The organism is Bradyrhizobium sp. LeoA1Lang (assembly GCF_055413685.1).
The window spans coordinates 15,396-34,371 of the sequence record NZ_JBVAPG010000028.1 but is presented as its reverse complement, the minus strand read 5'-3'; the positions used below and the strand labels follow the sequence as shown (position 1 = coordinate 34,371).

17 protein-coding genes and 1 tRNA gene are annotated in these 18,976 nt (G+C 63.9%); 4 read left to right on the top strand and 14 right to left on the bottom strand.

Features of this window, described 5'->3' with window-relative positions; translation table 11 throughout:
• Window positions 1-66: 66 nt before the first annotated feature.
• The 5 genes from ACZYOF_RS12660 to ACZYOF_RS12640 form a co-directional block, all read right to left on the bottom strand.
• Complete coding sequence (locus tag ACZYOF_RS12660) at window positions 67-468, bottom strand: DoxX family protein (RefSeq protein ID WP_130581941.1); 402 nt, start codon at window positions 466-468, stop codon at window positions 67-69.
• Window positions 469-855: 387 nt separating this feature from the next.
• Window positions 856-1,332 carry a transcription elongation factor GreA gene (gene greA / locus ACZYOF_RS12655; protein WP_130581942.1) on the bottom strand — a complete coding sequence of 159 codons (477 nt, stop codon included), beginning with the start codon at window positions 1,330-1,332 and terminating at the stop codon, window positions 856-858.
• A gap of 232 nt (window positions 1,333-1,564) precedes the next feature.
• On the bottom strand, window positions 1,565-4,894 hold the full coding sequence (gene carB, locus ACZYOF_RS12650; RefSeq protein WP_282531962.1) for a carbamoyl-phosphate synthase large subunit: 3,330 nt from the start codon (window positions 4,892-4,894) through the stop codon (window positions 1,565-1,567).
• A gap of 286 nt (window positions 4,895-5,180) precedes the next feature.
• Window positions 5,181-5,257: transfer RNA gene (locus ACZYOF_RS12645), tRNA-Ala, on the bottom strand.
• A gap of 73 nt (window positions 5,258-5,330) precedes the next feature.
• Window positions 5,331-6,029, bottom strand: coding sequence for a class I SAM-dependent methyltransferase (locus tag ACZYOF_RS12640; protein ID WP_130581944.1), 699 nt, complete (start codon window positions 6,027-6,029; stop codon window positions 5,331-5,333).
• A 125-nt stretch (window positions 6,030-6,154) separates the two neighbouring features.
• Between ACZYOF_RS12640 and ACZYOF_RS12635 the strand changes: the two genes are divergently transcribed.
• Complete coding sequence (locus ACZYOF_RS12635) at window positions 6,155-6,694, top strand: Dps family protein (RefSeq protein ID WP_130581945.1); 540 nt, start codon at window positions 6,155-6,157, stop codon at window positions 6,692-6,694.
• A gap of 64 nt (window positions 6,695-6,758) precedes the next feature.
• Here the strand turns inward: ACZYOF_RS12635 and ACZYOF_RS12630 are convergent, their stop codons facing one another.
• The 3 genes from ACZYOF_RS12630 to carA form a co-directional block, all read right to left on the bottom strand.
• On the bottom strand, window positions 6,759-7,652 hold the full coding sequence (locus tag ACZYOF_RS12630; RefSeq protein WP_282531961.1) for an MBL fold metallo-hydrolase: 894 nt from the start codon (window positions 7,650-7,652) through the stop codon (window positions 6,759-6,761).
• 154 nt (window positions 7,653-7,806) lie between these two features.
• Window positions 7,807-8,334, bottom strand: a complete 528-nt coding sequence (locus tag ACZYOF_RS12625; protein WP_463715947.1) for a cupin domain-containing protein — start codon at window positions 8,332-8,334, stop codon at window positions 7,807-7,809.
• A 56-nt stretch (window positions 8,335-8,390) separates the two neighbouring features.
• On the bottom strand, window positions 8,391-9,581 hold the full coding sequence (gene carA, locus ACZYOF_RS12620) for a glutamine-hydrolyzing carbamoyl-phosphate synthase small subunit (RefSeq protein WP_463715946.1): 1,191 nt from the start codon (window positions 9,579-9,581) through the stop codon (window positions 8,391-8,393).
• 156 nt (window positions 9,582-9,737) lie between these two features.
• On the opposite strand from carA, the gene ACZYOF_RS12615 reads away from it, so the two are divergent.
• Genes ACZYOF_RS12615 through ACZYOF_RS12605 form a run of 3 tightly spaced genes read left to right on the top strand, consistent with a single transcriptional unit; the run spans window position 9,738 to window position 12,522 of the window.
• A complete protein-coding gene (locus tag ACZYOF_RS12615) occupies window positions 9,738-10,439 on the top strand; it encodes an alpha/beta fold hydrolase (protein WP_463715945.1) in 702 nt (233 codons plus the stop codon).
• A gap of 59 nt (window positions 10,440-10,498) precedes the next feature.
• Window positions 10,499-10,951 carry a GatB/YqeY domain-containing protein gene (locus ACZYOF_RS12610; protein ID WP_463715944.1) on the top strand — a complete coding sequence of 151 codons (453 nt, stop codon included), beginning with the start codon at window positions 10,499-10,501 and terminating at the stop codon, window positions 10,949-10,951.
• Between the two features lie 41 nt (window positions 10,952-10,992).
• Entirely contained in the window at window positions 10,993-12,522 is a 1,530-nt protein-coding gene (locus ACZYOF_RS12605; RefSeq protein WP_463715943.1) for an FAD-dependent oxidoreductase, read from the top strand.
• A gap of 148 nt (window positions 12,523-12,670) precedes the next feature.
• Here ACZYOF_RS12605 and msrB read toward each other — a convergent pair whose 3' ends face one another.
• The 6 genes from msrB to napA all read right to left on the bottom strand — a co-directional run bounded on the left by msrB (window position 12,671) and on the right by napA (window position 18,935).
• On the bottom strand, window positions 12,671-13,081 hold the full coding sequence (msrB, locus tag ACZYOF_RS12600; RefSeq protein WP_463715942.1) for a peptide-methionine (R)-S-oxide reductase MsrB: 411 nt from the start codon (window positions 13,079-13,081) through the stop codon (window positions 12,671-12,673).
• Between the two features lie 115 nt (window positions 13,082-13,196).
• Window positions 13,197-13,916: a peptide-methionine (S)-S-oxide reductase MsrA gene (msrA, locus tag ACZYOF_RS12595; protein ID WP_463715941.1), complete on the bottom strand. Its 720-nt coding sequence runs from the start codon at window positions 13,914-13,916 to the stop codon at window positions 13,197-13,199.
• Window positions 13,917-14,102: 186 nt separating this feature from the next.
• Window positions 14,103-15,212 (bottom strand): ATP-dependent DNA helicase, encoded by a 1,110-nt coding sequence (locus ACZYOF_RS12590; RefSeq protein WP_130581261.1) that lies wholly within the window; start codon window positions 15,210-15,212, stop codon window positions 14,103-14,105.
• A gap of 110 nt (window positions 15,213-15,322) precedes the next feature.
• Complete coding sequence (locus ACZYOF_RS12585) at window positions 15,323-15,958, bottom strand: NapC/NirT family cytochrome c (protein WP_130581260.1); 636 nt, start codon at window positions 15,956-15,958, stop codon at window positions 15,323-15,325.
• Window positions 15,955-16,425, bottom strand: coding sequence for a nitrate reductase cytochrome c-type subunit (locus ACZYOF_RS12580; protein WP_165421319.1), 471 nt, complete (start codon window positions 16,423-16,425; stop codon window positions 15,955-15,957). Before ACZYOF_RS12580 ends, ACZYOF_RS12585 begins: the two co-directional genes overlap by 4 nt.
• A complete protein-coding gene (napA, locus tag ACZYOF_RS12575) occupies window positions 16,422-18,935 on the bottom strand; it encodes a periplasmic nitrate reductase subunit alpha (protein WP_463715940.1) in 2,514 nt (837 codons plus the stop codon). The genes ACZYOF_RS12580 and napA overlap by 4 nt, the downstream gene beginning before the upstream one ends.
• Window positions 18,936-18,976 lie beyond the last annotated feature (41 nt).

Genomic DNA, 18,976 nt, shown 5'->3' with positions numbered 1-18,976 from the left:
CTGCGTCAGTGTTTACGAGCGGCCCCCGGGTTACGCTGGCGCTCCACCCGGGCTACGAAAATGAGGCTACTTCTTCCTTGCGGCGTCGATGCTGATGGGGCCGCCGCCGGAGGTTGCGAGATAGAGGCAGGCGAAGCAGAACAGGATCGCTGCGGTGCCATTGTTGAGCAGCGGGAGAAACACCGGCGCGGCCGGGTTCTTGAACATGTGCCCGAGGAAGTAGGCGAAGGCCATCTCGCCCGACAGGATGAACGCGGACACCCGCGTGAACAGGCCGATCATCAGTAGCGCGCCGAGCACGAGCTCGAGGAGGCCGGCGACCATGATCAGCGGCGGGATGTCGGCGAAATAGGGGATCGCCGGATATTTGAAGATCTTGGCGACGCCGTACTGAAACAGCAATAGCCCGGTGACGAAGCGAAACAGGCTGAGCGCGAGCGGCTGCCATTTCGAGAAAATCTGGTCCATGTTCTGCCCCCTCTGGTGGATGACCGCGGGCATTGTCCGCGGCCGATGGTCGTCTCGCGATGGAGTGCCGCTGCCCACAGCCGGTCAGCTCGATACGCAGAACTGCGCGCGCAGTTCCTTGTGTCGAACCAAAAAACTGGCGCCGTTGCCAGAATGTCCCCTCGCGATAGTTATGAAGCATAATCAAGTGTACGTGTCGCAGACGAGGGAAATGCGACAGCGGTTCCACTCACAATCCTGTTAACGGGATGTGAACCGTAGTCTGTAGCCCGTAGCCCGGGCGGAGCCAACGGGGCGCGCGCGACCCGTTGGCTCCACCCGGGCTACGGCAACAAAAAAGCCGCGTCGATAAACGCGGCTCTCTTGCACATTTGAAATGGAATAGATCTAGCGCCACTCGACCTTGGTGATCTCGTAGGCCTTGGCGCCGCCGGGCGCCATCACTTCCACGGTCGTACCCTTGGTCTTGCCGATCAGCGCGCGCGCAAGCGGCGAGGTGATGGAGATGCGGCCTTTCTTGGCGTCGGCCTCGACCTCGCCGACGATCTGCCACACCGCTTTCTTTTCGGTATCCTCATCGATCAGCGTAACGGTGGCGCCGAATTTGATGGTGTCGCCCGAGAGCTTGGTGATGTCGATGACGTCGGCGCGCGCGAGCTTGTCCTCAAGCTCCGCGATACGGCCTTCGTTATGGGACTGCTCTTCCTTCGCGGCGTGATATTCCGCGTTTTCCGAGAGGTCCCCATGTGATCGCGCCTCGGCGATGTGCTCGATGATTCGCGGACGATCCACCGACTGGCGGTGCTTCAATTCGTCCGTGAGAGCCGCATATCCGGTCGCGGTCATCGGAACCTTTTCCACCATCATCTCTCATCCTTCAAATCGGGGCGAACCGCAGCGGCGCGCGGATAGGCGTTGCTTCGATTGCGCTGGACTCGGGCCATCACGGCTCAAAACGCCAGCCCGCCCGCTTAGTGATTCGCGGCCCCTGAGGGGCCGAGACAACATCCAAACGGGCGGTGAGTTCCAGCCGTATCGGCTTCATTACCAACCGTTTAGCGGGCCCTGGGAGCGAATATTGGGCCGAGGCTGACGGTCAGTTCTCGGAAAAGTAACTCTGCAGCGTCCGGACCTCAAGGTCCCCGTCCCGGTAGGCGCGGATGCCCTGGGCGGCCGCCACAGCGCCTGAAAGAGTGGTGTAATACGGCACTTTATGCAAGAGGGCAGCGCGCCGCAGAGAACGGCTGTCGGCGAGCGCCTGTGGACCCTCGGTGGTATTGAACACCAACTGGACGTCGCCATTGGTGATGGCGTCGACAATGTGCGGCCGCCCCTCCAGCACCTTGTTCACCTTCTCTGCCGGCACGCCCCTGTCGGTGAGGAAGCGCTGGGTGCCCGACGTTGCCATCACCTTGAAGCCGAGCCCATGCAGCAGCCTGACCGCGTCGGTGATGCGGTCCTTGTCGGTCTCGCGCACCGAGACGAACACGGTGCCCTTGCGCGGTACGCGCGTGCCGCCGCCAAGCTGGCTCTTGGCAAAGGCGACTTCGAAGGAGCGGTCGATGCCCATGACCTCGCCGGTCGAGCGCATCTCCGGCCCGAGCACGGTGTCGACGCCGGGGAAGCGTGCGAAGGGAAATACCGATTCCTTCACGCCGACATGCTCGAGCTTCTTCTTCTTCAGATTGAAGTCGGCGAGCTTCTCGCCGGCCATGATGCGCGCCGCGATCTTCGCGACCGGCGTGCCGATCACCTTGGCAACGAAGGGCACCGTGCGCGAGGCGCGCGGATTGACCTCGAGCACGTAGATATCGCCGTTCTTGATCGCATATTGCACGTTCATCAGCCCGACCACGTCGAGGCCGAGCGCAAGCTCGCGGGTCTGCCGCTCGAGCTCCTCGATCGTCTTGGCATCGAGCGAATGCGGGGGCAGCGAACAGGCGGAATCGCCGGAGTGGATGCCGGCCTCCTCGATATGCTCCATGATGCCGACGATGAAGACTTCCTTGCCGTCGCAGAGGCAGTCGACATCGACCTCGGTCGCATCGGAGAGATAGCGGTCGAACAGCAGCGGGTTCTTGCCGAGCACGGTGTTGATCTGCCCGGTCTTGTCGTTCGGGTAGCGCGCCTTGACGTCGCCCGGCACCAGCTCGGGCAGCGTTCCGAGCAGGTAGTCGGCGAGCTGGTTCTCGTCGCGGATGATCTGCATCGCGCGGCCGCCGAGCACGTAGGACGGGCGCACCACGAGCGGCATGCCGAGGTCGGCGGACACCAGGCGCGCCTGCTCGACCGAATAGGCGATACCATTCTTCGGCTGCTTCAGGCGGAGCTTGTCGAGCACGCGCTTGAAGCGGTCGCGATCCTCGGCGAGATCGATCGCATCGGGCGAAGTGCCGAGGATCGGCACCTCCGCGGCCTCGAGCGCACGCGCGAGCTTCAGCGGGGTCTGGCCGCCGAACTGCACGATCACGCCGTGCAGCGTGCCGTTCTTGCGCTCGGTCGCGATGATCTCGAGCACGTCCTCGGCCGTGAGCGGCTCGAAATAGAGCCGGTCGGCGGTGTCGTAGTCGGTCGACACCGTCTCCGGATTGCAGTTGACCATGATGGTCTCGTAACCGGCATCGTCGAGCGCGAAGCAGGCATGACAGCAGCAATAGTCGAACTCGATGCCCTGGCCGATGCGGTTCGGCCCGCCGCCGAGGATGACGACCTTCTTCTTGTCCGACGGCGCGCTCTCATCGGCCGCAAGACCTGCGAACGGCGCCTCATAGGTCGAGTACATATAGGCCGTGGGCGAGGCGAATTCGGCGGCGCAGGTGTCGATGCGCTTGAACACCGGGCGGACGCCGAGCGCGTGGCGCTTGGCGGTGATCTCGGCTTCCGTGGTCTCGGCCAGCACGGCGAGCCGCGCATCCGAAAAGCCCATCGCCTTCAGCATGCGCATGCCGTAGCCATTCGGCGGTAGGCCGTGGGCGCGGACCTTGGCTTCCATCTCGACGATGCCGCGCAGCTCGGTGAGGAACCAGGGATCGATCTTGCAGGAATTGAAGATCTCTTCGTCCGACCAGCCCAGCCGCATCGCCTGTGCCACCTGCAGCAGGCGGTTCGGCGTCGGCGTGCCGAGCGCGGCGCGGATCGCGTTCTTGTCGTCGTGCTGTCCGAGACCTTCGATCTCGATCTCATCGAGGCCGGTCAGTCCGGTCTCCAGTCCGCGCAGCGCCTTCTGCAGGCTCTCCTGGAAGGTGCGGCCGATCGCCATGACCTCGCCGACCGATTTCATCGAGGTGGTCAGCGTGTGGGAGGCGCCCGGAAATTTCTCGAACGCGAAGCGCGGGATCTTGGTCACGACATAGTCGATCGTCGGCTCGAACGAAGCCGGCGTTGCGCCTCCGGTGATGTCGTTGGCGATCTCGTCCAGCGTGTAGCCGACCGCGAGTTTTGCAGCGACCTTGGCGATCGGAAAGCCGGTCGCCTTCGAGGCGAGCGCGGAAGAGCGCGACACGCGCGGGTTCATCTCGATCACGACCATGCGGCCGTCGGCGGGGTTGATGCCGAACTGCACGTTGGAGCCGCCGGTCTCCACCCCAATCTCGCGCAGCACCGCGAGCGAGGCGTCGCGCATGATCTGGTATTCCTTGTCCGTCAGCGTCAGCGCCGGCGCGACCGTGATGGAATCGCCGGTGTGCACGCCCATCGGATCGAGGTTCTCGATCGAGCAGATGATGATGCAGTTGTCGTGTCTGTCGCGCACCACCTCCATCTCGAATTCCTTCCAGCCGAGGACGCTTTCCTCGATCAGGACTTCGTCGGTGGGGGAGGCGTCGATGCCGCGCTCGACGATCTCGATGAATTCCGCCTTGGTGTAGGCGATGCCGCCGCCGGTGCCGCCCATGGTGAAGGACGGGCGGATGATGGCGGGCAGGCCGATATGGTCGAGCGCGCGCAGCGCGTCCGGCAGGGTCTTGGTCTGCGTCGACCGCGGCGTCTCCAGCCCGATCTTGGTCATCGCCTCGCGGAAGCGGCCGCGGTCCTCGGCCTTGTCGATGGCGTCGGCCGTGGCGCCGATCATCTCGACGTCGAATTTCTCCAGCGTGCCCTGTTTGCGCAATGACAGCGCGCAGTTCAGTGCGGTCTGGCCGCCCATGGTCGGCAACAGCGCAAAGCCGCCGGGAACGACATGGCGCTCCTTTTCGATGATCTTGGCAACGATTTCGGGCGTGATCGGCTCGATATAGGTGGCGTCCGCGAGCTCCGGATCGGTCATGATCGTCGCCGGATTGGAATTGACCAGGACGATGCGGTAGCCCTCTTCCTTCAGTGTCTTCACCGCCTGGGTGCCGGAATAATCGAATTCGCAGGCCTGGCCGATCACGATGGGACCGGCGCCGATGATCAGGATGGTGGAGATGTCGGTTCGTTTGGGCATCAGCTCTCGCGGGAACAGGAATTTCGGCACAAAAAAAGGGCGCGCTACCGCGCGTCCCTATGGCCACAGCGTGAGGGGTGCCCTCGCGCGCGGGTGGTCTTTAGACCAGATTTTTGGCGTGTGAAACCCCGAAAAAGTCCCCGTCAACCGGCAATTTTGCCGTGGGTCGCCAGCCTGTAGCCCGGGTGGAGCGGAACGCGCAACCCGGGACACCTGCGTCAGCGTTCCCGAACGGCCCCGGGTTAGGCTGGCGCTCAAGGCGGGCTACGGGATGTTTCGAGAAGATTGGAGGCCCGGCCTGGATTTGAACCAGGATAAAGAGCAATGCACTGCTCCCGCGTCGACGCGTTCCGCCACCGGGCCGAGGCGATCATTGCCCATTTCGCAGGCGCTAGCCATGCTTACCCCGGATTAACCCTAACGGTTGCGTGCACGATCATGGGTAGGCGTCATGCGCGACGAACGTCATCCGCCATGGATTGTGGCCGATATTGCGGGGGGCGCGGGAGGCTTTGAAGCCGGCGGCCGCGAGCTTCTTCAGCATTTCCTCCTCGCCGTAGCGCTCCAGGCCGATCCGTGTGCGCAATTGCCGATAGTCCGACAGCGCCGTGCTGATCAGCCCGAGCAGGGCATCCCTGAGGAAGCCGTGCCGGGCGCTGAAATCCAGGAGCGCGAGAACGTCCCTGCCCATGCCGACTTCGGGTCGCAGGACATCGCCGAGCACGAAGCGCCCGGAGGGTTTGAGCAAGCGGCGAATGACGGCGAATGCGGCATCCAGCTCTTCCGGCGTCATATATTGCGCGACCGAATTCATGACGACGAGATCGACCGAGCCTTCGGCCATCTGCCGCACCTCCTCCAGCGAGCGCACCCGGATCTTGGTGTTGGGGGCAAAGCGCGCGATCAGCCGGCCGCGCACGCCGGGCGCGGGCTCCGCGAGATAGAGCGTGGCGCAGGCATCCGCGACCTGGCCTGCGGACAGCGCTTCGCCGCAGGCATAGTCGAGCACGACGGCGTCGGGCGAGGAAATATAGGCAATGATATCCCGCGCAATGATCTGGAAATGCAGGTCGCGATGCAGCTTGCTGACATAAATCGTATGCGTGGAATCGTAATAATCGATCCATTCGTCCATCGGCGGGGGCCCGGCAAAAACTTGGGGTTCCGGCATAGGAACCGGCATCTGTATGATGCGTTAGAGGGGCCGGCGACCAGGAGTTCGGGCCGCCGGTGTCCGGTGTCCTAACAGGAAGGTTCAACGTGAGCAAAGCCAAGCCTGATCCAAAATCCGACAAAATTTCCCCCGACCTCGATACGCCGACCGATCTGCCCAACGAGGCCGTCCAGAAGGTTTCAGCGGCGCTCAATACGCTGCTGGCGGATGCCTTCGCGCTCTACCTGAAGACCAAGAATTTTCACTGGCACGTCAGTGGCCGGCATTTCCACGATTATCATCTGATGCTGGACGAGCAGTCGGACGCGATCTTCGCCACCACCGATCAACTCGCCGAGCGGGTGCGCAAGATCGGCGGCAGCACGTTGAAGTCGATCAGCCAGGTCAGCAAATTGCAGACCATCAAGGACAACAACGAGGATTACGTGCCGCCGCGCGAGATGCTGCGCGAATTGATGGAAGACAACAAGCATATCGCGGCTGCGATGCGGAAGGCGCGCAACCTCGCCGACGAGCATGGCGACGCCGCCACCGCCAGCATCCTCGAGACCTTCATCGACGAGACCGAGCGCCGCACCTGGTTCCTGTTCGAGGCCAGCCGCCAGGAAGGCAGCAACGCGGCGTAAGGCACGGTCTCGAGGGACGACAAAGATTGCGAACGGCAGCGGGGCTGGCTCCGCTGCCGTTTTGTTATAACAAGTTGAGCGGCACCTTCAGATATCGCTTGCCGTCGGCTTCCGGCGCCGGAAGCTTGCCAGCCTTCATGTTGATCTGCAGCGAGGGGATGATCAGCTTGGGCATCTGCAGCGTCCGGTCACGCGCTTCGCGCGTGGCCACGAACTCGTCTTCGGTGATCCCGTCATGGACGTGGATGTTGTGGGCGTGCTGCTCTGCGACCGTCGTCTCCCAGCGGATCTCGCGGCCGTTCGGGCCGTAATCGTGGCACATGAACAGGCGGGTCTCGCTCGGCAGCGACAGAATCCGTTGGATCGAACGGTAGAGATCGCGGGCATTGCCGCCCGGGAAGTCCGCGCGCGCCGAGCCGCCGTCCGGCATGAACAAGGTGTCGCCGACGAAGGCCGCGTCACCGATCACATGCGTCATGCAGGCAGGCGTATGGCCGGGCGTATAGAGCGCGAAGGCCTTCATGGCTCCGACCTCGTAGGTGTCGCCGTCCTTGAACAGGCGGTCGAACTGGCTGCCGTCGCGCTGGAATTCGGTGCCTTCGTTGAAGATCTTGCCGAACGTCTCCTGCACGACCGTGATCTTTTCGCCGATGCCGATCTTGCCGCCGAGCCTGCCCTGGATATAGGGCGCGCCCGACAAATGGTCGGCATGAACATGGGTCTCGATCAGCCATTCCAGCTTGAGGCCGTTTTGCGTGATGAAATCGATGATCTTGTCGGCGGATTGGTAGGCGATGCGGCCGGCCGCGTAATCGATGTCCATCACGGAATCGATCACGGCGCAGGCCTTCGAGCCGGGGTCCTTGACCACGTAGCTGACGGTGTTGGTCGCCGGATCGAAGAACGCGGTGACCTCGGGCTTCACGGAGAGGTCGACGGTGTGTGGGATGTCGGACATGAGCCATTCCTCCAGCCAATCAATCGCATGGACTCAACTATCCATCATATCCAAGCATGGTGAACCGGTGAACCCAAGGGCCCGGGATGCCGCACGGATCACGTTGAAGGGAATGTGGCGTGACGCCTGCTCAGTGGTGTGGGCGTCTGCCGGGTCAGGACCGCTTCCACAATCTGACCAGCGGGCCATCTTCGCCCATGACAGGATCGGTCCTGGGTACCGTCACACGCGGGATCGTCTTCAGCGCCTTGGCGTGATTTTCAGGCGTCGGCCGCGTGATCTCCATCGGCGGTCCCGGCGGATAGGCGCCGACCACGCAGAAATCATTGCTTGATGAAATCAATTGGTGCCCGGTGCCGGCGGGCAGGATCGCGACGTCGCCGGCGGATATCTGCAGTACTTTGCCGCGCTCGCCGCCGAATTGCACGCGCGCGCTGCCTCGTGAGACGCCGAGCACTTCGTGCACGGTCGAATGATAGTGCAGGTAATCGTAGACGCCGTTGCGCCACATCGCGCCCCAGCCATTGGCGCCGAACAATCCTTTGATGGTCTTCTCCGGGTCGTCGCTGTCGACGTCGACGGTCGCCTTGTAGACCAGGAATGGCAGGCGGTTGTTCGGCACCAGGCCGTCATCCTCGAAGACGATCGTGAGCGGCGTTGCATCGGCCTTGACGACGGACATGGCGGCCTCCCGTTGGCTTTGCCCACCCTACAACCCGGCTTCGGCCGCCTACGTTCCTACGCGCGCTTCTTGTCGCGCATCAGGTCGGCGAAGCGCTTGAACAGGTAATGCGAGTCGCGTGGGCCCGGCGAGGCTTCCGGGTGATACTGCACGGAGAATACCGGCTTGCCGTCGAGCTGGATGCCGCAATTGGAGCCGTCGAACAGCGAGATATGGGTCTGCGTTGCGCCCGCAGGCAGCGTTGCCTGGTCCACGGCAAAACCGTGGTTCATCGAGGTGATCTCGACCTTGCCGGTGGTCTCGTCCTTCACCGGATGGTTGGCGCCGTGATGGCCCTGATGCATCTTCCTGGTCTTGGCGCCGACCGCGAGCCCGAGCATCTGATGGCCCAGGCAGATGCCGAAGGTCGGCGTGCCCGACTCGATCACCCTCTGGATGACAGGCACGGCATATTTGCCGGTCGCGGCGGGATCGCCCGGACCGTTGCTCAAGAACACGCCGTCCGGGTTCATCGCCAAAATGTCTTCGGCTGAAGTGGTCGCCGGCACCACCGTGACCTTGCAGCCGACGCCAGCGAGCAGGCGCAGGATGTTGCGCTTGATGCCGTAGTCGACCGCGACCACGTTGAATTCAGGGTTGGTCTGCCGGCCGTAGCCCTTGTCCCATTCCCAGGGCGTCTCGTCCCAGGTGAAGCGCTGGCCGGAGGTCACCATCGGCACCAGGTCCATGCCTTCGAGGCCGGGCCATTCCCGCGCTTCTTCCTTGAGGCCGTGCAGGTCGAACCTGCCTTCTTTCGAATGCGCGATGACGGCGTTCGGCATGCCCTTGGCGCGGATCAGCGCCGTGAGTGCGCGGGTGTCGATGCCCGAGAGGCCGATGATGCCGCGCGCCTTCAGCCATTGATCGAGATGGCGGGTGGCGCGGTAGTTCGACGGATCCGATATCGCGGTGCGGAGGATGACCCCGCGCGCGCCCGGCGTTGCCGCCATGTTCACCGTCTCGATGTCTTCGTCGTTGGTGCCGACGTTGCCGATATGCGGGAAGGTGAAGGTGATGATCTGCCCGGCATAAGAGGGATCGGTCAAAATCTCCTCATAGCCGGTCATGGCGGTGTTGAAGCAGACTTCGCCGACGGCCTGGCCTTCCGCGCCGAGGCCAAAGCCTTCCAGCACGGTGCCATCGGCGAGCACGAGGAGCGCGGTCGGTTTGTGGTCCGGCCAGGCTGAAGCGTTTTCGGATGTGGTCATGAGCCCTTTACATAGTTCCCACATCCTGCCGCGTCAAAGCGAAAGGGCGTCCTTCACACGGGTTTTGCGCCTATTTGACTGGCGGCTCCGGGGTTTTAAGCTAGGGTTCCCGCCATAACCTCGTTTCCCGCCCAAATTGCCCGTTTCGGAGCCCGCATGGACAACACGATGCCTATTCTGCTCGTCCCGGGCCTGGTTTCTTCGCCGCGGATCTTTGCCCCTGTCGTGCCGGCGTTGTGGCGGCTCGGGCCGGTCACGGTCGCCAACCACATCCGCGACGACCATATGGGGGCGATCGCGCGCCGGATCCTGGCGGAAGCGCCGCCGCGCTTCGCGCTGGCCGGGCATTCGATGGGCGGCTACATCGCCTTCGAGATCATGCGCCAGGCGCCGGAGCGGGTGGCAAAGCTGGCCTTGATCAACACCCAGGCCCGTCCCGACACGCCGGAGGCCTCCGAGCGCCGCCGCGGCATGATGGCCCGCGCCAAAAGCGGCGATTTCCGCGGCGTGTTGGATGAACTCTTTCCCGGCTTCGTGCACCCGTCGCGGCGCGAAGATGCGAGCCTGCGCCAGCTCGTCCACGACATGGGCGAGGATGTCGGGGTCGAGGGGTTCATCCGCCAGCAGACCGCGGTGATCAGCCGGCCCGACTCGCGGCCGACGCTGGCCTGGATCAAGTGCCCGACCTTGGTGCTGACGGGCGATGAGGACTACACCATCCCGAATTCGCTGTCGGTTGAGATGGCGAACGGCATTCCCGGCGCCAAGCTCGTGATCCTGCCCGATTGCGGGCATCTGCCGCAGCCGGAACAACCAGAGGCGACCGCGAACGCGCTGGTCGAATGGCTCAGGAACTGAGGTTGTTCTCGCGGAACGAACGGCCTAGATGGAAGGTTTGATCATTCAAGGATAAGGCCATGCTGCGCGACGACATCAACAACGCGGTCAAGGACGCCATGAAGGCGAAGGAGGAGCGCAAGCTCTCCACGCTGCGCATGGTCAATTCGACCATCAAGAACGCCGATATCGACGCGCGCGGCCAGGGCAAGCCGCCGCTTTCGGATGCCGAATTGCTCGGCGTGCTGCAGAAGATGATCAAGCAGCGCCAGGAAGCGGTCGAACTCTACGACAAGGGCGGCCGCGCCGAGCTTGCCGCGCAGGAGCGCGAGGAGATCGCGGTGATCTCGGCTTACTTGCCGAAGCAGATGTCGGAGGATGAGGTGAAAGCCGCGATGTCGGCCGCGATCGCCGAGACCAATGCTGCCGGCGTCAAGGACATGGGCAAAGTGATCGGCGCGCTGAAGGCGAAGTACACGGGGCAGATGGATTTCGCCAAGGCCAGCGGCCTGGTGAAGGCGGCACTGGGATAGGCTTCGAACGGGACCAAGTTTCAAACCGAACGGAGGAAATCATGGCCGACCAGCAAGCCCAACCCTCCGGTCCCGATCTGTCGCAAGGCGTGGCGCCCTCCGACTTCTCCGGCGCCAGCCTGCTCGGCCATGTCGGCGATGAAGACGTGCTGCTGGTGCGCTCAGGATCGGACGTCTTCGCGATCGACGCCCATTGCAGCCATTATCACGGGCCGCTGGCGGAAGGTCTCGTCGTCGGCGAGAGCGTCCGCTGTCCCTGGCATCACGCCTGTTTCGATCTGCGCACCGGCGAGGCGTCACGCGCACCGGCGTTGAATGCGCTCGCGGTGTGGAAGGTCGAGCACGAAGGCGAGCGCATTTTCGTCCGCGAGAAACGCGAGCAGCCCAAGCCTCGCGTGAAGGGCGTGATCGATGCGCTCGCCCGCATCGTGATCGTGGGTGGCGGCGCGGCGGGATTTGTCGCCGCCGAGATGCTGCGACGACAGGATTATCGCGGCAGCATCGTGATGCTGAGCGGCGAGGCGGCGGCGCCGGTCGATCGGCCGAACCTGTCGAAGGACTATCTTGCCGGCAGCGCGCCGGAGGACTGGCTGCCGCTGCGTCCGGACGATTTCTATTCTGACGCCGCGATCGATCTGCGGCTCAAGACCAAGGTTGCGTCGATCGAGCCAGCCGCACGCCAGGTCGTGCTCGCCGATGGCAAGGCCTTGCCCTACGACCGGTTGCTATTGGCGACCGGCGCGGAGCCGGTGCGTCTGCTGATTCCGGGCGCAGACCAGCCGCATGTCCATCTCTTGCGCTCGCTGGATGATTGCCGCGCGATCATCGCTTCCGCCAGCGGGGCGCGCCGCGCGGTTGTGATCGGCGCGAGTTTCATCGGGCTCGAGGTCGCGGCTTCGTTACGGGCGAGGGATATCGAGGTCCACGTCGTCGGGCTGGAGCAGCGGCCGATGGAGCGCGTGCTCGGGCCCGCCATGGGCGACTTCGTCCGCAGCCTGCATGAAGAGCACGGCGTCGTCTTTCATCTCGGCGATACCGTCACCGCGATCGACGGCAAGCGTGCGAGCCTGCAGAGTGGCGGCGTGCTCGAGGCCGATCTCGTCGTGATCGGCGTCGGCGTGCGGCCGCGCCTCGCGCTGGCCGAAAAGGCAGGACTTGCGATCGATCGCGGCGTCACCGTGAATGCCTATCTGGAAACGAGCAGCCCCGGCATTTATGCGGCGGGCGACATCACCCGCTGGCCGGATCCGCATTCCGGTGAGAACATCCGCGTCGAACACTGGGTGGTGGCAGAGCGCCAGGGCCAGACCGCCGCGCGCAACATGCTGGGTCAGCGCGAAGCCTTCGACGCGGTGCCGTTCTTCTGGAGCCAGCATTACGACGTGCCGGTCAACTATGTCGGCCACGCCGAGAAATGGGACGAGATCGACGTCGACGGCGATATCGCTGCAAAGGACTGCGTGGTGCGCTACAAGAGAGGCGGCCGCGTGCTCGCGGTGGCGTCGATCTATCGGGATGTTGCCAGCCTCGAGGCCGAGCTTGCGATGGAGCGCGGCGCGCTGGCGGCGTAGCGGACCGCCTCGCCCCGCTTGCGGGGAGAGGCCGGATCGCATCGAAGATGCGATCCGGGTGAGGGGGAGTCTCCGCGAGGGTATCTCTCACCGTGATTGCGGAAGCAGCCCCTCACCCCGCAAGAGCGGGGCGAGGGAGAAGATGGAGCTACTTCGGCTGCAGCTTCAGCGCTGCCGAGTTGATGCAGTAGCGCAGGCCGGTCGGGCCGGGGCCGTCGGGGAAGACGTGGCCGAGATGGCCGCTGCATTTCGAGCACAGGACTTCGGTGCGGACCATGCCGTGGCTACGGTCGGTCTCCTCGTCGACATGGCTTTCCGTCGCAGGCTGCGTGAAGCTCGGCCAGCCGCAGCCGGAATCGAACTTGGCATCGGACTCGAACAAGGTCTGGCCGCAGCCGGCGCAGACATAGGTGCCCTTGCGGTGGTCGTGCTCATATTCGCCGGTGAAGGGACGCTCGGTCGCCTTCTCGCGCAGCACCGCATATTGCATCGGCGTCAATTCCTTGCGCCATTCGGCGTCGCTCTTGACGACCTTGTCTGGGGTCTTGGTGTCGGACATGAAAACTCCTCTCACTATGCCGTCATTGCGAGCGGAGCGAAGCGATCCATCTCGCCGCTTGCGGAGACATGGATTGCTTCGTCGCTTCGCTCCTCGCAATGACGGAGCTGTTCCGTCAATTCGTGACCTTGGTGTTGCCAACCAGCGTCGGCTTCTCGATGTAGTTCTCCGCGAAGATCTTCTTCAGGTTCTCGACCTTCGGGATGTCGTTATACGCAATATAGGGTTGGTTGGGGTGCAGCGTCAGGTAGTCCTGGTGATAGGCCTCGGCCGGATAGAACCCCTGGAGCGTACCGACCTTGGTCACGATCGGCTTCTTGTAGACCTTGGCCGTATTGAGCTGGGCGATATAGGCCTCCGCCACCTTCTTCTGATCGTCGTTGGTGACGAAGATCGCCGAGCGGTATTGCGTGCCGGTGTCCGGGCCCTGGCGGTTCAATTGCGTCGGGTCATGCACGACCGAGAAGAAGATCTGCAGGAGCTTGCCGTAGGAGACCTGCTTCGGGTCGTACTTGATCTCGACCGATTCCGCATGCCCCGTCGTGCCGGTCGAGACCATGTTGTAGTCGGCGGTCGCCTTGTTGCCGCCGGCATAGCCGGAAACCGCGCTGACAACGCCGGCGGTGTGCTGGAACACGCCCTGCACGCCCCAGAAGCAGCCGCCCGCGAGCACCGCGGTCTGAATGCCATCGGTGGGTTTGGCGTCGGCCGTCGGGGCAGGAATGATCACGGCGTCTTCAGCCGCGCGGGAGGGGGCCGCGGCGAGGGAGGCGATGGCCAGCGCGCCGAGGGCGGCAACGCCGAGCGACAGGCGGCGGAACGGGCGAGTGGACATGGTTTCCTCTTTGGATGGGAGGGCAGGGCCAGTCTAGAACGGAAGCAGGGTTTCGGAAATCGGGCGGTCTTCCCCTGGATGCCGAAGATACGGGGCAGGGACGGGGGTGTTACGCGTGGCGGGACACGAGTCCGTGAACCAGCCCCGTCATTGCTTCGCTTCGCTCGCAATGACGAGGGAGAAAGTTCACACCACCACGCTCAGCCGCTTCGCTGCCCGCGTGATGCCGGTGTACAGCCACCTTGCGCGGCTGTCCTGGAACGCGAAGCTTTCGTCGAACAGCACGACGTCGTCCCATTGTGAGCCCTGCGACTTGTGCACGGTGAGCACATAGCCGTAGTCGAACTCGTCGTAGGGCTTGCGCTGTTCCCAGGGGATGGTCTCGATCGCGCCGCCGAAGCATTCGCCGCGCACGGAGACCTTGGTGACCTTGTGGCCGAAATCCTCGTCCGGCATCACGCGCATGGTGATGATCTTGGATTTCGATTGCGCGCGCGCCTTCACGCGCCACAGGCCGCCATTGAACAGGCCCTTCTTGCGGTTGTTGCGCAGGCAGACCAGCTTGTCGCCGGCGACCGGCAAGGGGTCCTCGATGTTCTGCCGTTGCCGCATCCGCATGTTGTAGGCGCGGCGGGTGTTGTTGCGGCCGACCAGCACCTGGTCGGCGTTCATGACGCGCGCCGGATCGAGCTCGTTGCGCGCCACCACCTCGCTCTCGCCGTGACGGCCGATCTCGAGCTCGCGGCCCTCGCGGATGTCCATCGACATCCGCACGATCGGATCGTCCTGCGCCTGGCGGTGCACCTCGGTCAGCATCGCGTCGGGCTCGGCATTGGTGAAGAAGCCGGCGCCCTGGATTGGCGGAAGCTGCGCGGGATCGCCGAGCACGAGCAGCGGACAGTCGAACGACATCAGGTCGCGGCCGAGCTCGGCGTCCACCATCGAGCACTCGTCGATCACGATCAGCTTGGCTTTCGATGCCGGCGCGTCGTCCCACAATTCGAACGTCGGCTGCTCGACGCCGGATTCGCGGGCGCGGTAGATCAGCGAATGAATCGTGGAGGCGCTCTCGCAACCCTTGTTGCGCATCACCAGCGCGGCCTTGCCGGTGAACGCCGCGAACTTCACCTCGCCGTCGACGCCTTCAGCGATGTGGCGGGCCAGCGTGGTCTTGCCGGTACCGGCATAGCCGAACAGGCGGAAGATCGGCGGCGTGCCGTTCCGGCCGGGTTTTGCCTTGAGCCAGTCGGCGACGGCTTGCAGCGCGGAATCCTGATGCGGCGTAAAGGTGGTCATGGGTCTCGGCGGAGGAGAGGACGGGCGGGGACGCCCGCCGACTCGGCCCCTCAACCTAGCCATTCAGGCTGCCGGCGCAAGGTGCCGGCTGGCCGCCCAGGATACCAAACCTACTGCCAGCCGGGAACGCCGCGCATGTCCGGCAGATGGTGGGCGATGCCCTTGTGGCAATCGATACAGGTCTTCTCGCCCGTGAACAGGAAACGCTGATGCGCCACGCTCGCCCGCGGCGACTGCTTGGTGATGTCCATCGATTGCGCGCTGTGGCAGTTGCGGCATTCGAGCGAATCATTGGCCTTGAACCGCGCCCATTCATGCAGCGCGAGCTCGAGCCGGTTGTCGACGAACTTGTCGCGGGTGTCGATGCTGCCGAAGAGATGGCCCCAGACCTCCTTGGAGGCCTGCATCTTGCGGGCGATCTTGTCGGTCCAGTTGTGCGGGACATGGCAGTCCGGGCAGGTCGCGCGCACGCCGGAGCGGTTGGTGAAGTGGATGGTGGACTTCAATTCGGCAAAGACGTTGTCACGCATCTCGTGACAGCCGGTGCAGAATTTTTCGGTGTTGGTCAGTTCCAGCGCGGTGTTGAAGCCGCCCCAGAAGATCACGCCGGCGACGAAGCCGGCAAGCACCAGCACCCCGAGGCCGAACACCGAGCTCGGCCGGATCAGTACGTTCCATAGTTCGAGGACAAAATTCCACGCCCGCGCAAACCAGCCTTGGCGAGGCGCCTTGTCGACGTCACTCATCGGCGGCCACCCGGCGCTGGGGGGTTCAGGATGCTGTCGATGTCGACGAAATCATTGGTCACTGGCGGCGTCGTGACGTTCTGCGGGACATGACACTCCGTGCAGAAATAGCGGCGCGGCGATACCGAGGCCAGGAACTGGCCGTCGCGGTCCATGAAATGGGTGATGCTCACCATCGGCGCCTGCGATTCGCCGGTGCGGGCGCGGGCATGGCACGACAGGCATTTGTTGCCGTTCATGTCGACCTGGTAGCCGTCGATCGAGTGGGGGATCACCGGCGGCTGTTCCGGATAGTTGCGGATTTCCCGTTCCGCGGTGTTGCGCATCGGCGTCATCGGCGGCGCCGGTCCCTCCTCGTTGAGCGGAGTAGGACCGCGCAGGCCGGACGTGACGCCTTGCGCGAGCAGCGAGCTCGAAGCGGCGATGAGCGCGATGGCGAGAACGACGATAGCGGACTTTCCAATCATGTCGTCGTCACCTTCTCGATGCGCACGGCGCATTTCTTGTAGTCGGTCTGCAGCGAAATCGGATCGGTCGCGTCCAGCGTCACCTTGTTGATGAGCTTGGATTCATCGAACCAGGGCACGAACACCAGGCCGCGCGGTGGCTTGTCACGGCCGCGGGTCTCCAGCCGGACGCGGATGAAACCGCGGCGGGATTCCACCTTGACCTCATCGCCGCGGCGCAGCTTCAGCTCGGCGGCATCGTCGGGATGCATGAAGCAGACGGCTTCAGGGAATGCCCGGTAGAGCTCGGGAACGCGGCGGGTCATGGTACCGGAGTGCCAATGCTCCAGCACGCGGCCGGTCGAGAGCCAGAACGGAAAGTCCTTGTCGGGCGATTCCGCCGGCGGCTCGTAGGGCAGCGCGAAGATCCGCGCCTTGCCGTCGGGGAAGCCGTAGAACTGCACGCCCATGCCCTGCTGGACATAGGGGTCGAGCCCCTCGCGGAAACGCCAGCGGGTTTCCTGGCCGTTGACCACCGGCCAGCGCAATCCGCGGACCTGATGATAGACGTCGTATGGCGCGAGGTCGTGGCCGTGGCCGCGGCCGAACGAGGCATATTCCTCGAACAGGCCCTTCTGGACATAGAAGCCGAAGGCCTTCGCCTCGTCATTGGCGTAGCCGGCCTCGATGTCTGTGACCGGGAACTTGTCGACCTGGCCGTTGCGGTAGAGGATGTCGAACAGCGTCTTGCCGCGATACTCCGGCATCTTCGCGATCAGGTCTTCCGGCCAGACTTCCTCGACCTTGAAGCGCTTGGAGAACTCCATGAGCTGCCAGAGGTCCGAGCTCGCCTCGCCCGGCGCTGAGACCAGTTGGTGCCAGGTGTGGGTGCGGCGTTCGGCATTGCCATAGGCGCCTTCCTTCTCGACCCACATCGCGGCCGGCAGGATGAGATCGGCGGCCAGCGCCGTCACGGTCGGATAGGCGTCCGACACCACGATGAAATTCTCGGGGTTGCGATAACCGGGATAGGTCTCCTCGTTGCCGTTGGCGGCGGCCTGCAGGTTGTTGTTGACCTGGATCCAGTAGGCGTTGAGCAGCCCGTCCTTCAGCATCCGGTTCTGCTGCACGGCGTGATAGCCGGGCTTGTCGGGAATGGTGCCTTCCGGAAGCTTCCAGATGTGCTCAGCCTTCGTGCGATGCTCCTTGTTGGTCACGACCATGTCGGCCGGCAGGCGGTGCGAGAAAGTGCCGACCTCGCGGGCGGTGCCGCAGGCCGATGGCTGACCGGTCAGCGAGAACGGGCTGTTGCCGGGTTCGGAGATTTTTCCGGTCAGGAGGTGGATGTTGTAGACGAGGTTGTTGCACCAGACACCGCGGGTGTGCTGGTTGAAGCCCATGGTCCAGAAGCTTGTGACCTTGACCTTCGGATCGGCATAGAGCTCGGCGAGTGCTTCCAGCCGGTTGAGCGGGACGCCAGCCATGTCGGCCGCCTTCTCCAGCGTGTAGTCGGAGAGGAACTTGACGTATTCGTCATAGCTCATGTCCTGGGCATCGTTGGCCTTGGCGCGGCCGGTCGCCTTCTTCTCCAGCGGGTGGTCGGGCCGCAGGCCGTAGCCGATATCGGTCTGGCCGCGCTTGAACAGCGTGTGCTTGTTGACGAAATCCTTGTTCACCCGCCCGGTCTTGACGATGTGGTTGGCGATCGCGTTGAGCAGATAGAGATCGGTCTGCGGCTTGAACACGAGGCCGATGTCGGCGAGATCGAACGAGCGGTGCTCGAAGGTGGAAAGCACGGCGACGCGCACATGCGGTGCGGAGAGGCGGCGGTCGGCAACCCGGGTCCACAGGATCGGGTGCATCTCGGCCATGTTCGAGCCCCACAGCACGAAGGCGTCGGCGGCTTCGATGTCGTCATAGCAGCCCATCGGCTCGTCGATGCCGAAGGTGCGCATGAAGCCGACGGCGGCGGAGGCCATGCAATGCCGCGCATTGGGATCGATGTTGTTTGAACGGAAGCCGGCCTTGAACAGCTTTGATGCCGCATAGCCTTCGAAGATCGTCCACTGGCCGGAGCCGAACATGCCGATGCCATCAGGCCCGCGCTTCTTCAGCGCGGCCTTGAACTTCTCCGCCATCACATCGAAGGCCTCGTCCCATGACACTTCGGTGAAATCGCCGTTCTTGTCGTACTTGCCGCCCTTCTTGCGCAGCATCGGCTTGGTCAGGCGATCATGGCCGTACATGATCTTGGAGAGGAAGTAGCCCTTCACGCAGTTCAGGCCGCGGTTGACCTCCGACTTGATGTCGCCATGGGTGGCGACGACGCGGTTGTCCTTGGTCGCGACCATCACGCTGCAGCCGGTGCCGCAGAAGCGGCACGGCGCCTTGTCCCACTTCAGTTCGCTGTCGGCGCGCTCGGTGACGAGGTTGGCGGCACCTGCCGCAACCGGCATGCCTCCGGCGAGCGCCGCCATCGCGGCGGCTTCCAGTTTCAGGACCTGACGGCGATCCAGCTTGGGGGCGGTCATGGTGTTTCCTTCCCTTTGGTTGAGGGGCCTTCGATCGCGCG